The sequence below is a fragment of the Tenacibaculum sp. IMCC1 genome (assembly GCF_054906355.1).
Window position 1 is genome coordinate 515822 of the sequence record NZ_CM142818.1, and the last position, 15414, is coordinate 531235.

14 protein-coding genes are annotated in these 15414 nt (G+C 30.8%); 3 read left to right on the plus strand and 11 right to left on the minus strand.

Annotated elements, in window-relative coordinates:
* The first annotated feature begins 20 nt into the window (after positions 1–20).
* The 3 genes from ACXIHB_RS02450 (at position 21) to ACXIHB_RS02460 (ending at position 3112) form a co-directional block, all read left to right on the plus strand.
* Positions 21–1487: an aminotransferase class V-fold PLP-dependent enzyme gene (locus ACXIHB_RS02450; RefSeq protein ID WP_462098811.1), complete on the plus strand. Its 1467-nt coding sequence runs from the start codon at positions 21–23 to the stop codon at positions 1485–1487.
* Positions 1488–1494: 7 nt separating this feature from the next.
* Positions 1495–2550, plus strand: coding sequence for a M14 family zinc carboxypeptidase (locus ACXIHB_RS02455; protein ID WP_047788825.1), 1056 nt, complete (start codon positions 1495–1497; stop codon positions 2548–2550).
* Positions 2551–2632: 82 nt separating this feature from the next.
* Entirely contained in the window at positions 2633–3112 is a 480-nt protein-coding gene (locus ACXIHB_RS02460; RefSeq protein ID WP_047788824.1) for an Lrp/AsnC family transcriptional regulator, read from the plus strand.
* A 138-nt stretch (positions 3113–3250) separates the two neighbouring features.
* Here the strand turns inward: ACXIHB_RS02460 and ACXIHB_RS02465 are convergent, their stop codons facing one another.
* The 11 genes from ACXIHB_RS02465 to ACXIHB_RS02515 all read right to left on the minus strand — a co-directional run bounded on the left by ACXIHB_RS02465 (position 3251) and on the right by ACXIHB_RS02515 (position 15413).
* Positions 3251–3946, minus strand: coding sequence for a pseudouridine synthase (locus tag ACXIHB_RS02465; protein WP_173360915.1), 696 nt, complete (start codon positions 3944–3946; stop codon positions 3251–3253).
* 4 nt (positions 3947–3950) lie between these two features.
* Positions 3951–5153 carry a multidrug effflux MFS transporter gene (locus ACXIHB_RS02470; protein ID WP_462098812.1) on the minus strand — a complete coding sequence of 401 codons (1203 nt, stop codon included), beginning with the start codon at positions 5151–5153 and terminating at the stop codon, positions 3951–3953.
* Between the two features lie 554 nt (positions 5154–5707).
* Entirely contained in the window at positions 5708–6640 is a 933-nt protein-coding gene (locus ACXIHB_RS02475) for a helix-turn-helix domain-containing protein (RefSeq protein WP_462098813.1), read from the minus strand.
* Positions 6641–6679: 39 nt separating this feature from the next.
* Positions 6680–7792 (minus strand): MBL fold metallo-hydrolase, encoded by a 1113-nt coding sequence (locus tag ACXIHB_RS02480; RefSeq protein ID WP_462098814.1) that lies wholly within the window; start codon positions 7790–7792, stop codon positions 6680–6682.
* 29 nt (positions 7793–7821) lie between these two features.
* Positions 7822–8187, minus strand: a complete 366-nt coding sequence (locus tag ACXIHB_RS02485; protein WP_462098815.1) for a hypothetical protein — start codon at positions 8185–8187, stop codon at positions 7822–7824.
* A gap of 64 nt (positions 8188–8251) precedes the next feature.
* The gene (locus ACXIHB_RS02490; protein ID WP_462098816.1) at positions 8252–9196 is read right to left on the minus strand and encodes an alpha/beta hydrolase; all 945 of its coding nucleotides are present in this window, start codon (positions 9194–9196) and stop codon (positions 8252–8254) included.
* Between the two features lie 584 nt (positions 9197–9780).
* Complete coding sequence (locus ACXIHB_RS02495; protein ID WP_047788784.1) at positions 9781–10881, minus strand: slipin family protein; 1101 nt, start codon at positions 10879–10881, stop codon at positions 9781–9783.
* A gap of 827 nt (positions 10882–11708) precedes the next feature.
* A complete protein-coding gene (locus ACXIHB_RS02500) occupies positions 11709–12224 on the minus strand; it encodes a tetratricopeptide repeat protein (protein WP_462098817.1) in 516 nt (171 codons plus the stop codon).
* A 1-nt stretch (position 12225) separates the two neighbouring features.
* A complete protein-coding gene (gene prfH / locus ACXIHB_RS02505; RefSeq protein WP_462098818.1) occupies positions 12226–12918 on the minus strand; it encodes a peptide chain release factor H in 693 nt (230 codons plus the stop codon).
* A gap of 102 nt (positions 12919–13020) precedes the next feature.
* Positions 13021–14412 carry an RtcB family protein gene (locus ACXIHB_RS02510; RefSeq protein WP_462098819.1) on the minus strand — a complete coding sequence of 464 codons (1392 nt, stop codon included), beginning with the start codon at positions 14410–14412 and terminating at the stop codon, positions 13021–13023.
* A 704-nt stretch (positions 14413–15116) separates the two neighbouring features.
* Complete coding sequence (locus ACXIHB_RS02515) at positions 15117–15413, minus strand: phage repressor protein (protein ID WP_099214383.1); 297 nt, start codon at positions 15411–15413, stop codon at positions 15117–15119.
* Position 15414 lies beyond the last annotated feature (1 nt).

The window sequence follows — 15414 nt, forward strand, 5'->3', positions numbered from 1 at the left end:
AACAACTAGAGATTTCAACTATGGATTTAGAACAGTATTTTGATAAGTTTAGAAAAAATATTGTAGGTATAGATCAGACTTTTCAAACACCTTACGGTGAAAAGAAAATGATTTATACAGATTGGACTGCAAGTGGAAGATTATATCGACCTATAGAAGAACAACTTTTAAATAAATTTGGACCTTTTGTAGCCAATACTCATACAGAAACTTCTACATCAGGAGCTGCTATGACTTTAGCCTATCACGAAGCACGAAATATTATTAAATGCCACGTAAACGCTTCTTCCAATGATGTTTTAATTACGGAAGGTTCTGGTATGACGGGAGTAGTGAATAAATTTCAACGTATTTTAGGACTAAAAATAAATGAAAATTTAAAAGAAAACACACAGGTTCCAGATGAAAAAAGACCTATTGTCTTTGTAAGTCATATGGAGCATCACTCGAACCAAACATCTTGGATTGAAACTATAGCAGATGTAGAGGTTGTTCCTTGTAATGATGAAGGTTTAGTGTGTTTAGATAAGTTTGAAGAAACTATAAAAAAATACTTAGATAGACCTATTAAAATAGCTTCTATAGTAGCAGGATCAAATGTAACAGGAATAAAGACAGACTACCATAAAGTAGCCTCTTTAATTCATCGTTACGGTGGTTTATGCTTTGTCGATTTTGCCTGTTCTGCACCTTATGTAGATATAAATATGCATCCAGAAAAAGAAGATGAATATTTAGATGCTATTTTCTTTTCTCCACATAAGTTTTTAGGAGGTCCAGGAAGTTCTGGGGTGTTGATTTTTAATAAAAAACTGTATAAAAATATGGTTCCTGATAATCCTGGAGGAGGAACGGTTAGTTATACAAATCCTTGGGGACAACATGATTATTTTGATGATGTAGAAACGCGTGAAGATGGAGGGACACCAGCTTTTTTACAAACTATAAAAATAGCTTTATGTATTCAAGTAAAAGATCAAATGGGTACTGATAAAATAAAGGAACGTGAAGATGAAATCAACCCAATTATCTTTAACTGTTTAGAAAATTTGGAAGGAGTTAAAATATTAGCTCCAGATCATAAAGATCGTTTGAGTATTTTTTCTTTCTACTTTGAAAAATATCACTTTAACCTTGTTGTAAAATTATTAAACGACCGATTTGGAATTCAAACTAGAGGTGGATGTTCATGTGCAGGAACTTATGGACACTTCTTATTAAATGTAGATCAAATAAGATCAAATGAAATAAAAGGTCAAATATTAGAAGGTTGTAATACAGAAAAACCAGGTTGGGTACGTTTATCAGTACATCCAACAATTACAAATGAAGAAGTACAATTTATTTGTGAATCGTTACAAACATTAGCTGAAAATATTGGAGAATGGTCTAAGGACTATGAATACGACATTGCTAAAAATGATTATGTACATAAAACCATTGAACCAATTGAAAAACAACTGGTAACTGATTGGTTTTCGTTATAATTATGATATGACACACTTAAAAAGCTCTTTTTTAGAAGATAATTATTCAAAAATTAAAGAAGACTCTATATCTGGAAGGTGGATAACACTAACAGATATAGAGCCTTTATATTTAGGCTTACAAAACTCAGAAATTCAAACAAAAATTATTGGAGAGTCTGAAGAAGGAAGGGCCATTTATAAATTAAAATTGGGAAAAGGCAAAAAAAGAATTCTTATTTGGAGTCAAATGCACGGTAACGAAAGTACTGGAACCAAAGCTGTATTCGATTTTTTAAACTTCTTACAACGCTTTCCTACTCACCAAATAACAAAATCTATTATAGATAATTGTAGTATTACCATTGTTCCTATGCTAAATCCAGATGGAGCACAAGCATATACACGTGTTAATGCTAACAATGTAGACTTAAACAGAGATGCTGTTGAGTTAGAAGCCAAAGAAAGTAAACTTTTACGTAGTGTTTTAGAAGAGGTAAATCCTCAATTTTGCTTCAATTTACATGATCAAAGAACTATTTTTGGTGTTGAAGGAACTAAAAACCCAGCAACAATATCGTTTTTGGCCCCTTCAGAAGAAGAAAAAAGAACAATTACAGAAGGGAGAAAAGAAACAATGAATGTAATTGTTGCTATGAATGATTTGTTACAAGAAATCATACCCAATCATGTTGGTCGTTATACGGATGAATTTTACCCTACAGCAACAGGAGACAATTTTCAAAAGTTAGGACATAATACAATACTAATTGAAGCAGGACATTTTGCAGGTGATTACGAAAGGGAAGAGGTTAGAAAATTCAATTTTTATGCGCTTTTACAGGGGATTTATCATATTTCTTTAACAAATAATTTTAAAGAGTTTAAAAAATATTTAGCTATCCCTAACAATATCAAGAACTTCTACGATGTGATTTATCGATCAAAAAATAATGAAAAAGATGTTGCATATCAGTATGTAGAAACTATAGAAAATGATAAATTTGCACTCGTTTTAACAAAGGAAAAAGAAGGTAACTTATCTATGTGTTTAGCTCACAAAGAATTCATAAAAAACAGTTAAAAATTCTACTTTCTTTAAATAAAACTTATTTTTTTTAGAAAAAAACCATATTTTAGCAATATTACTTGAAGAAAACAAAAAAATGAAGAAGTTCATACTAGATGAAATCGATCATCAAATTTTAGACATTTTAATTGAAAATGCTCGTACACCATTTACAGACATTGCAAAAAAACTGTTAGTATCTGCAGGTACTATACATGTACGCGTAAAAAAAATGGAAGACGAAGGAATTATTCAAGGATCTACTTTAACCTTGAATTATGAAAAAATGGGGTATTCATTTATTGCTCACGTTGGAATTTTTTTAGAGAAGACATCTATGACGCAACATGTTTTAGATAATTTAAGGTTGATTCCTAATGTAACTGTAGCCTATGTAACTGCAGGAAAATATAATATTTTCTGTAAAGTACGTGCTAAAAACACTAACGATGCAAAAGACATTATTTACAGAATAGATGATATTCATGGAGTTAATAGAACAGAAACAATGATTGCTCTTGAAGAAAGCATCAATGATAAAAAGCGTTTAATGCACGCAATTTTTAAAGATATTTAAAAAACTATTTTTAAAAAAGTTAAAAGGGTAGCATAATTATGCTACCCTTTTTTATTGTTTTCAATAAATTAACTGTTTCTATTCAAATAAAAACAGTATTTAATTTATAAAAAAGTGTAGAGTATAAGGAGACTGTTATTATAAACTCCAATTAAACTTTTCATAAACTACATACCAATCCTTAGGAAAATCAGCTTTAATTAATAATTTTTTATTCGAATATGGATGAATGAACTCTAAAGAATAAGCGTGTAAAAAAAGGTTTTCACAATCAAAATTATCAATAAACATTGTATTGTGATTTTTATCACCGTATTTAGGATCTCCAATTAAAGGATGACTAATTTTGTTCATATGGATTCGTAACTGGTGTAATCTACCTGTTTTAGGGGCTAACTTTACCAAACTATACCTAGATGTGTCATAAGGTTTTACAGGAATATTTACTGTAACCGTTTTTATAGTACTTAAATGTGTTTCTGCATCTTTATGCACGTTGGCGTCTCTTCCTTTTACTGGAGAATCTATAATTTTAGTTTCAGGAGCATGACCTCTAACAACTCCATAATACGTTTTTTGTATTTCATTATTAGTAAACAGTTCTTGAAACTTAGCTACAAACTTTGTTTCCTTAGAAAGTAATATAATTCCAGACGTTTTTCTATCAAGACGATGAATTGGATACATTTTTTGATTGAATTGCTGTTGAATTATTTGTAACAAAGAATCTTCATCAGCAACATTTCTAGAATGATGCGCGTGATGTACAACAACATTATTAGGTTTTGATACGCACAACACATATTCATCTTCATAAATAACATCTAGCTTCATTATACTATTCGTTTACTGGTTTTAATTTGGAGAAGTTTAAAAGGAGTAAAGATAACGCACCACATATAAAAAAACCTATAAAAAGTGGGAGAGTAGTGGTTTCAACATATTTTCCTATAAATGTAGCAATTGGTACTGCCATAATGGTAGATACAAATCCGTTAATTGCAGCTCCAATTCCAGCAATATGTCCAACAGGTTGCATTGCTAATGCTCGAAGATTTCCAAATAAAAATCCGATAGAGAAAAACTGTAGTGCAAAGAAGATTAATAATACTACAATACTTGGATTTTCCTTTTGATAAAATAATGTTATATAAATAATGGGAACAATTGAAAACATAATTAAAAAGAATGAAACGAGTTTATGCATTCCAAACTTCATAACAAATGAACCATTTAAAAAGGTAGCAAAACCAACAGAAATGGCTAAACCAGCAAAAATATATGGAAATTCGTCTACCAATAAATATTGCTCTTGAAAAATTTGCTGTGAAGCACTTAAATATACCATAAATGACCCTGTAATAAAACCAGATATAAGTGTAAAAATTACAGCTTGTTTATATTTTATAAATTCTTTAGAACCATCTAAAAATAAACGAAATGCAAACTTAATTCTGTTTTCTTCTTGAAGAGTTTCTGGTTGGCGCTTCCATAACCAAAACATTACTAAAACACCAAATATTAGTTGACTATAAAATATAGATTTCCATCCGTAAGCATCCAACATTAACTTACCAATAGCAGGAGCTACAACAGGAACTAAAATAAAAATCACCACAATAAACGACATAATTTTAGCCATGTAGTTTCCACTAAAACTATCTCTAACCATGGCAATACTAATTGTTCTAGGAGCAGAGAGTCCTATTCCTTGTAAGACTCTTCCTAAAACCATCATTTCTATGTTTGTAGCACTAACACAAATAAAGCTTGCAATAACAAAAAGTATAAAACCACCATAAATAACAGGCTTTCTTCCTAAACTATCAGAAATTGGCCCAGAAATTAATTGCCCAAAGCCTAGTCCTAAAAAAATCATTGTTACTAATAATTGACTATCGTGTGATCCTTGTTGAACTCGAATACTAATACCTATTTGTTCTAAAGCTGGGAGTAATGCATCTATTGATAAAGCTACTAATGACATTAGAGAAGCCATTAAAGCAATGAATTCTAATTTCGATTGATTATTTTTTTGCATTATGCAAAAATACTGCCTTTATTTTAGTTAGAAGTATGGATAAAAGTTAAAAAAAGGCTGCTTTTTTAACAGCCTTAAACAAACAATACTATAAACTATATATGTCTAATAAAAAAGACGCTGCCAAGAATAAAATGTAGTGAAACAAAAAAATGTAATAAAGTGAAGGGGCTTTTTATTCAGAACAGCGTCATATACTATATACATCTTACAATTTATGAAACAGTTATAATTAAAATAACCCTACTTTTTTGTTAAAAAATATTTTAGATATTATTAATAATTAAATAAAAAAATAAAGAGTAAACTAGGGTGAATTATATTTACCCTTGTTTATAAAAAAACTAAGCCATAACATCGAAAGATGCTTATACAGCTTCAGACTTATAATAAAAATCTACATGACTAAATTCATCAAATGCTAATGTTATGTTATTATTGGTAAATTTTGCTATAAATTGGGTAGAGCAAAGGGTAGTAGATGCATTTGTACTATATATTACTAAACTTGGTTGTACAATTTTATCTGCATAAGCCTTTCCAATAATTAAAATCTAATTCAAAGAAGAATACTTTTTTATATATTCTTTTGGGCTCATTCCTACCTTTTTTTTAAAAACTCTAGTGAAATATTGAGGATATTCAAACCCCAGTTTATATGCCGTTTCAGATATTGAAAAATTTGGATTCAACAATAAACTTTTAGCTTCATCAACTAAAAATAAATTGATTTGGTCTACAGCTGTCTTTCCTGTCTCAGCTTTTATAGTGTCACTCATATAACGATGACTTACATTTAATTGTGTAGCCATCCAATCTAAAGTAGGGATTCCCTCTTCAGCAAATAAGTTTTGTTCAAAATAGGTGTTTAATATATCTTTAAATTTGGTAATTAAAATCTTGTTATTATCAGTTCTATTTAAAAACTGTCTTTTGTAAAATCTATCAGCATACTTTAATAAAGTTTCTAATTGAGAAATAATGATTTCTTTGCTAAACTCATCATGATTATTATAATATTCGGCTTTAATACTCTTGAAAATATTTTTTACTATCTCTTCTTCTTTAGGTGATAGATGAAGTGCTTCGTTTACATTGTAATTAAAGAAATTATAGGTCTTGATTTTTTCATAAATATCAAGGCTTTGTATATAATTTTTATGAAATGCTATATGATAACTCTCTGAACTAAACACCAAATCTTTAAATATTAAAGTTTGGTTTGGCGCTGTAAACAACATTGTTCCTTTAGTACAATCATATTTAGTACGTCCATAAGAGAGTTCCCCTGAAATAATGTTCTTTAGGCTGATACCATAAAACTGGCAATTTATTTCTACAGGTTCATCAAAAGCATAAGCTTCACAGCTCTCATATTCATCTTCTTCTAATTCGGTATGGATAATACTAAATAAAGGATTTTCAGGAACTTTTAAACTAAAATGGTCGTGGAATTCTGTTATGGAATTGAAGTTAAGACTTGACATTTTCATGATTTCTGTACTTTGTAAATCTACGATTTATTATCAATATTCATTCCACCAGCTGGAATCACTGTTTTCGATATTATTTATGGTAAATGTTTGGCCAATTCTTGGTGCTACCAAAGGTATGTTTAGTTCATTTGCTTTTTTAGTAACACGTTCAATTGGGTCTGTCCAAGAGTGTAATGCCAGTTTAAAACCGGCCCAATGAATTGGCATTATTTTTTTTGCTTGTAAATCTACGCCTGCTTGCGCAGTTTGCTCTGGAAGCATATGTATGTCTTGCCATTGCTCATCGTACTGTCCGCATTCTAGCATTGCAAAATCGAATGGTCCATATTTGTTGCCGATTTCTGTAAAGTGTTCACCATAACCACTATCTCCACTAAAAAAGATGTTATCAGTTGGTGTTTTGATTATCCATGAACTCCATAAAGTACTCTGATGATTATTCATTTTTCTACCAGAGAAATGTTGAGATGGTGTACAGATAAACTGCAAACCTTTATATGTTGTTTCTCCCCACCAATCAAGTTCCGTAATTTTTTCTTCGGAAATTCCCCAAGCTTTTAAATGCACTCCAACGGCTAGTGGAACAAAATAGTGTTCTACTTTTGATTTTAGCTTTTCAATACTTTCATAATCTAAATGATCGTAATGGTCGTGGGAAATGACTACAGCATCTATTTTAGGTAATTTCTCAATTTCTAGAGGTATCTCTTTATTAAAACGATTTTCACCTAAAAAGTTCATTGGTGCAGCTACTTTACCAAACATTGGGTCAATTAGAATGTTTTTTCCTTGTGTTTGCATTAAGAAAGCCGAATGCCCATACCAAATGAAGCCTGTGTCACCTTTATAATCAGCAACATTTATCGAATCTATTTTTTGAACGTGTAAGTCTTGCTTTGGTCTTCCGTTTTTAACTTTGGTAGTAAAGAATTTCCAGGATAATTTTACCATATCATTAAACCCTAAATTTTGCGGAACGTTTGCATCCTTATTACGGAATTTGCCATTTTCGTATTGTTTAGAACTAGTATAAGATTGGTAATCTTTTTTTGTGACGTCGCCACCGAAAGAAGGATAAAATTTGACAATCAAAACGTAAGCAACTATCAAAATACCAATAAGTGATAAGAGGGTAATCAACATTTTTTTTATAATTTTTTGTATACTATTTTTCATAGACTTTTGGGAATAAGCTCTAAAGTAGACGCTTCATGTTTTTTTGTGTCAAATGTCAATCGCATTACTGGATAAATCAATCCTAATAATTTTAGATATGCTTTATTTACTTTAGGGTTTATTTCTTCTAAATCCGTAGGAATAACACCATCAATATCTACAACTGTGTTACCAGTTTTCATAGTACCTTCAGGATGCTTTAAAAAAGCATGATACCAGCTTCGTTTTCCGAACTTATATTGACGTACAAAAAAACGTCCTTCAATTGCGACGATAGTGATATCAATAAAACGATGATTACCACATTTAATTTGATGTACTTTCTGTCCTTTCACTAGTGTTTCTAGTTCTTGTATTTTCATATTGAAAAGCTTAAGACGTTATTAATCGATTAGGAGTTTAATACTTGTAAAAATTCTATCTAAATTATTTATTAAAAAATTCTGCTACAGCATCTGTTGATGCTTTTACAGCTTCAGGCTTATAATAAAAATCTACATGAGTAAACTCATCAAATGCTAATGTTGTGTTATCATTAGTAAGTTTTGCTATAAATTGGGTAGAGCAGGGGGCAGTAGATGCATTGGTACTATATATTACTAAACTTGGTTGTACAATTTTATCTGCATAAGCCTCTCCAATAGAAATTAAAGACTGCATGGCTTGGTCTGCAATATGTATGTTTGAAGCATTTTTAACAGTTCCAGGGCCTTTTTCACCGTTTTTTCCATAGTAATTATACGTTTCTTCTGCCATTACTGGGTAAGCGGCAGTAGTAACAAACTCTTCTTTAGTCATTTCATCATCTAATCCAAATGGAGCATAATAATCAGGTTCTCCAGTTTCGTACTGTTTTTGCATAGAGTCATTAGCAGCTGCAATCATAGGGTCTGTAACTTCTCTACCTAACCATTGAAAACCATCTGCTGCCATCATACCAGAAACCATTGCTATTTTCTTAATTCTATGGTCTGTAACTGCTGCTGATGCAATGATAGAACCACCCTGACAAACACCTAGTCCTTCAATCTCTTCTATAAAAGGATGTGTACCGAGATAAGATACTGCATCCCAAGTATTTTCTATTAATCTAAACATGTATCTAGATTTTTTATGTTCTCCTGGTAATGCTGGAGAATCTCCCATTCCTAAATAATCAAATCCCAAAAAAACAAACCCTCTTTTTGCCATTTCTGGTCCATAGGTTGCCATAATCTGTCCTTTAACTTGTGGAAACGGACTAGCACTTACTATGGCTTTGTACTTCTTGTTTGAATCAAATCCTTTAGGTAGGTAAAGATCTCCTGCTAATTCTACTCCAAATGACGTGAATGTCACACTATTTTTTCCTGCTTTTAAATTGTTCATCATTTTTCTTTTTTAGTCGATATTGTGTTATCTGTTATACTTTTTTGCTCTTGATTCTGTTTATAGCAACTGTACAGCTATAGAATTAATTACAATGCAAATTTATAGCCGTATTATCCTACAATACTTATACATTTTGGTATCAGACTTACACATTTTGGTTAAAACAATTTATTGCAAGAAGAAATTTCTCAAGGTATTAATGGTTAAATAATTTAGTTTCTATTTTACATAATATTAATTATAGTACATTTTAAATTGTGTAAATAGAATGACGAAGTGTTTTTTATTTAATTGTAGATATGTTTTATGGTATCTACAAATTTGTTACAGTCATTTTACAACACTGTAATTTTATTCATATCCACATGTAGATAACCTGTAACAATCTTTTTTATAAGTGTTTAATATTCGTTGAAGTTTCTGAATTATATTTTTAAATATTATGTTAAATATAATTCTTATATCTCCGTCTGAAAACTATTTAAAAGTAAAAGAATTTAGAAGTTAGGTTTTAGATATAAACAAATTATATATTTTTTATACCTAACTTCTAAACTTCTAAAATTCTAATTTTGCCAATGTAATTATTTATTAGCTACAAATATTTCTTTTAACTGTTTAATTACATTTCCGTTTCCAGTAACTGTAATTTCTCCAATCTTATCAGCAATTTTTTCTACATACTCCATTTCTTTTAACTTAAACAACATTTCGTTGTCTTCCATTAATTTAGCAGTATTTAATAAGCTTCTTGTTGAGGCTGTTTCTTCTCTTCTGGTAATAATATTAGCTTGGGCTTGCTTTTGTGCTACTAATACCTGATTCATGATTTCTTTCATTTCTCCTGGTAAAATAACATCTCTAATTCCGCAACCTTGAATTACTACACCTAATTTTTCAGCATTCGATTTGGTTTCTTCAAAAACAGCTGTAGAAACATCTTCTTTATTTGCTAATAATTCATCTAATGTGTAGTGCCCTACATATTTTCTTAATGCCAATTGCATGTTTACATACAATTGTTTTTCATAGTCTTTGTTAGCCAATAACGCTTTTTCAATAGCAATTACTTTGTATTGCGTATAAAAGTTAACTCTAACATTTGCTTTGTCTTTAGTTAACAATTCCTGACCTGCAATTTCTAATTGTAATTGTCTGGTGTCTACTTTCGCTATTTTAATAGTTGTTTCATTTTTCCAAAACCTATACGTCCCTCCTACCAATGTTTTTTGATAGGTATCATTCACTAACAACACCGCTTTTTCGTAGGCAGCAACTTCAAAAGTTCTAACATATTTGCTTACTTCATAATTACTGAATAAAGAAGCATCAACTTTTTCAGTAATCTCAATCTTGCTTATATCTATTCTTTGAAAGGTTCTAGTAATAAATCCTTTCCAGAAAACGTGTCTTCCTGCATTTAAAACTCTTTTAAAGTTGTTGTTTTCATACATAAAAACTAACTCGTTGTCTTGTACTTCAACAACTTCTAACATTGCTGCTAAAGTTGCGTCTTGCAACAACACCTCTAAAGCTACTGATGCATAAAAATCTTTTGTTAAATCATATACTGCCACTGTTTGATTAAATCCTAACCAATGTGTACCCCCTTTAATTACCTTTATGTAATCTCCTTTTTTAAATACTAATCCTACTTTTCCTTGATTAATTGTTATTCTTTTCATAATCTTTTTGTTTTTAATTGTTTATACGTTGTTTTCTCACCATGGAGAAATTTGTTTGTTTTTGTAAAAAGTACTGAATGTTAATGCTTATAAGCCCACGGAAATAATAAGATTGCATAGCTTTTGTATTGTTGTTTACTACATGGGTTATACTAATTGATACTATAACTGACATACTAAAAATCAATACATTGTTTATGTAATGGTTATTATTTCAAAGTACGTTTATAAGTGTTTATTTAAAAACTCATTAAACATTCAACACTTTTAGTTCATCAGTTTTACAAGGTGATGAGCTTCCTGATGACTTTTCTCAAGTCGTGAAGTCGGACTCGAACCGACATGCCGTTAGGCTTACCATAATTACTAGAACCGAAATCTAGCGCGTCTACCATTCCGCCATATCCTTTCGGATAGTGGGATTCGAACCCACACGAATTTTCTCTATTGCTTTAACCGGACTTAGCTACATAACTTTCGTTATGGCAGGATTCGAACCTGCGTACATAGAGTGCGATTATTTTTTGGTGAATAATCAAAACCTTCAAGACTAGTTGCATATACAATTCTAATACAAATACTGTAAGAGTGTATACAATGGTGCTATACAGAAACACGCAACAAGACTTGCTTGATATTTTTATTTATAATATGTAAATGAACTTTTATAACTACCTCATTATACCCTTTGTTATAATGAGGCTTTTCATAGCAATTTTTATCTCACAGCAAACATCTTTGCAATTTTTATCTCACAGCAAACATCTTTTTCATAATTACACTGCAAATATTACACTATATTGCGCAATGTTTTTGCGTACTAAAAATTATTTTTGATTTTTCTTACTTTTTTTCTTCTTTTTCTTAGGAAGTTTATCCTCTACACGTTCTATATGTTCTCTTACAGTCCGCATATAGTCTCTATTATACGTGTACTTTTTAGCAAGCTTTAAAGTTTGTAATGATTTTTTATACGCTTCTTTCTGTTCATATAATTGGGCTTTACCGGTATATAAAATAGCTTTATCGGAACCTTTTACGGTTAATGCGAAATCAATGAATCGTTCAGCTTCTTCATAGTCTTCATTCCATAATAACACATTAATATAATGCGGATATACGTTAAAAGCATACATGTTTTCTGCTAAAGCCTCTGTATAATACAGTTTTGCTTTTTCAAAATCACCTAAGTGTTCTGCGTAAATGCGTCCCATTAAACACAACGCTACTATATTTTTTTCTTCATACGCCAAAGCATATGTTAATGCCTCCATTGTTTCTTCTAATTCATAAGGAAAAGCATCTAATGCTTTAAATATGTAATTGTTTGCTAATGTTTTCATCTTAATATAATTGTTTACGCAAATCGCTTTTTAATTGATTACGTGTTGTTTTAAATCTTTTTTTGTTGTTTTTTACTTTAAAATCAGTTCCTACAAATACTTTTACTGGATTTCCTCTTTCTAAGTCTAAATGGTTTTCCCACTCTTGTTTTATGGTGTTTTGTAATTGATTTATATTATGATTTGCTATCAAGGTTTTTAAACGTTGTACAGCTATTTTTTTATTCTGATGCTGTGAACGACTTTCCGAAACCAATACTTGAATTTCTGTTGTGCTATGTTTTGCTCGTACAGCAGAACTTACTTTATTTACATGTTGTCCACCAGGTCCAGAGCTTCTAATTGCCTGAAACTCGATGTCTTTTTCTTGTATGGTTAACTCATTATTATATTCCAATTCAAAACAACCAATAAACCAATTTTTACGTTTATGGTATTTTCTAAAGGTTGATTTTCCTATCCATTGAATAGTTCCCAACCAATCTTTTAAAAATAAAGACAGGTTATTTCCTTTTAATTGAACACTTACTGATTGTATGGTTCCATTCTCTATCCCACTTTCTTTATGAAGAATGTCATACGTTATCTTATGTTCTACTACAGCTTTTATAAATGCTTTTAGCACTTTTGCTACTACCCAGCAGCATTCTGAAGGTCCACGACCTGCTGTAAATTGTATTATTTTTATGTCCATTTAATTTTCTATTCATGTCATTACGAGTGAAACGAAGTAATCTGTTAATCAATAAGCAGATTACTTCATTTTGTTTCCTCCATCGTAATGACAATTGTTGTTTTACTTATCCATTCGTACAATTTTAGGTGTAAAGGTTCCTAATACTTCTACTAATTCTTGCTGATTTACCATTACTTTTTTGATATTTTTATACGCCATAGGAGCTTCATCTACTCCACCTCCAATGAGCATAACTTCGTTCATTTTTAATTGATGCTTAATATCACTTTTGGTAAATTTCTCTTTACACTTTCTTCTTGAATGTTTTCTTCCTGCTCCGTGTGATGCCGATTGCAAACTCTCTTGGTTTCCTAGACCTCTAACAATGTATCCTGGTGCAGTCATAGATCCCGGAATTATACCTAATGCTCCTTTATTAGCGGGTGTTGCTCCTTTTCTATGTACAATACGCTCAATTCCGTTTACTTGTTCTTTCCACGCAAAATTGTGATGGTTTTCAATCATAGTTAATGGTTTTACACCTAATAATTTTGCTATTCGTTTATGAATGTTATCATGGCATGCTTTTGCATAATCACCCGCTAAATTCATAGCTAACCAATATTCTTGTCCATCGTGCGTATTTAAATCTAACCATGCTAAATGTTGTACGTTTTTAGGTAACGGACATTGTTTACTCGCTAAATAGGTATAGTGTTTTGCAATGTTTGCTCCCAATCCACGTGATCCACTATGCGTTAATAAGCCCACATATTCCCCTATAGGTACATTAAATTCATTATCTTCATCTGTTATGGTTACCTCTCCGAACTCTACAAAGTGATTTCCACCCCCTGAGGTTCCTAATTGATTATATGCTTTTACTTTTAACCGTTTTAGTAAAGGGATATCTTGAAATTCACTACGTTCAAAAATTTCATGATCTTGCTTTTTATCATGTGTTTCATACATTCCAAACTTGGTATGTTCTTTCAATATATTTTCTAATTGATGTTGCTTACCTTTTAAATAAGAAGCTTTCATCGGAAAAATACTCAATGCCATTCTACAGCCAATATCTACTCCTACACCATACGGAATTACTGCATTTTCTGTAGCAACCACGCCACCTATGGGTAATCCGTACCCTGAATGTGCATCTGGCATTAAAGCTCCTTGTACTGCTATAGGTAATTTTAAAGCATCGTATAACTGAAACTTAGCTTGTTCATCAATTTCATTTTCTCCATAAATAGAAAACGGTGCTCTTGTATTTCTTAACTGATGCATTTTAATTTCAACAGGCTTGGTTAAACCTTCAGCAACTTTACCCCAAATAGCATTTCCTTGATATTTTTCTGGATAAAGCAGTACTTGTTTCGCTTCTTCTAAAATGCGTTCTTTTTTTTCTTTTTTTCTATATCGGTTAATTTGCCCTAAGGCAATATTTATACTATTGTTTTTTGGAAAGCCTAATTTGATTAGATCTTTTCCTTTTAGTTTATTTCCCATGTTGAGACATTATAAGGTTGGGCACCAATTTTCTAATTAGTGCTTTGTATCAATATTTTCTCTTAGCTTCGGAAATTGAAAACTATACGGAAATGTGTAGCATAAAAAATCCGAAACGTTATTGAGGCTTCGGATTTTTCATATATAAGTTGTTGTTATCTCTATGTATGAAGAAAATCGCGAAGCATGTGTACAAAAGAACCTGGTTCTTTTATTGTACTTATGTTTAATTGATATTTGAACATGGTTACTTCGTTTTTAAAAATTATTGTTTTGTTGTTTAGTATGTTTATACTTGAACTGCGCTCTGTATAAAAATTACTGGTGCAAAGATGTGAGCCTTTTTTGAATTACACAAGTTTAAAATGATTTTATTTTACTGAAAATCAATCTCTTATACTAGTTTAGATACATAAGTGTCCTGTCCGAATTTCTTCAGATTAGTAACCTCTTGGTTGTAAGCTATGTAGCATTTTACATGTTGATTTCAAAGACTTGAAATTTTATATAAAAAAAGCGTCCAAATTTTATAATTTGGACGCTTTTAGTGATTTTATACTACCATAACCTTATTGATAACTCCATAAAAATCGCTTTTGAGCGTCCGATATGTGTATAAATTGCATTGGCATAGGTTAAATTTCGTTTTATTAATTTATAAAATATGGAGAACCTTCATTCTCTTTTTTTCTTTCTTAAAATGCCTATGGCATTGGTAATATCTCTACTACTATTCCATATACATTCTTAGTCCATCCGTTTATTCTTCCATGATTATTTCCTATTAACAAACCTCTTTTATTGTTTTTTCCTTTTACAAGGTGCGTAAAACAGTTTCCACGAACTTTGCAATAAACAATATCGCCAACCTTACAATCTTCCCAGTTTATTGGTTTTAGTTTTACAGGTTGTTTAGACTTTAAAATAGGTAACATAGAATTACCTGGCTCTTTTGAAATAATGGTTTCTCCATTATTTAATTTTTGAATTTTCCAATTCATT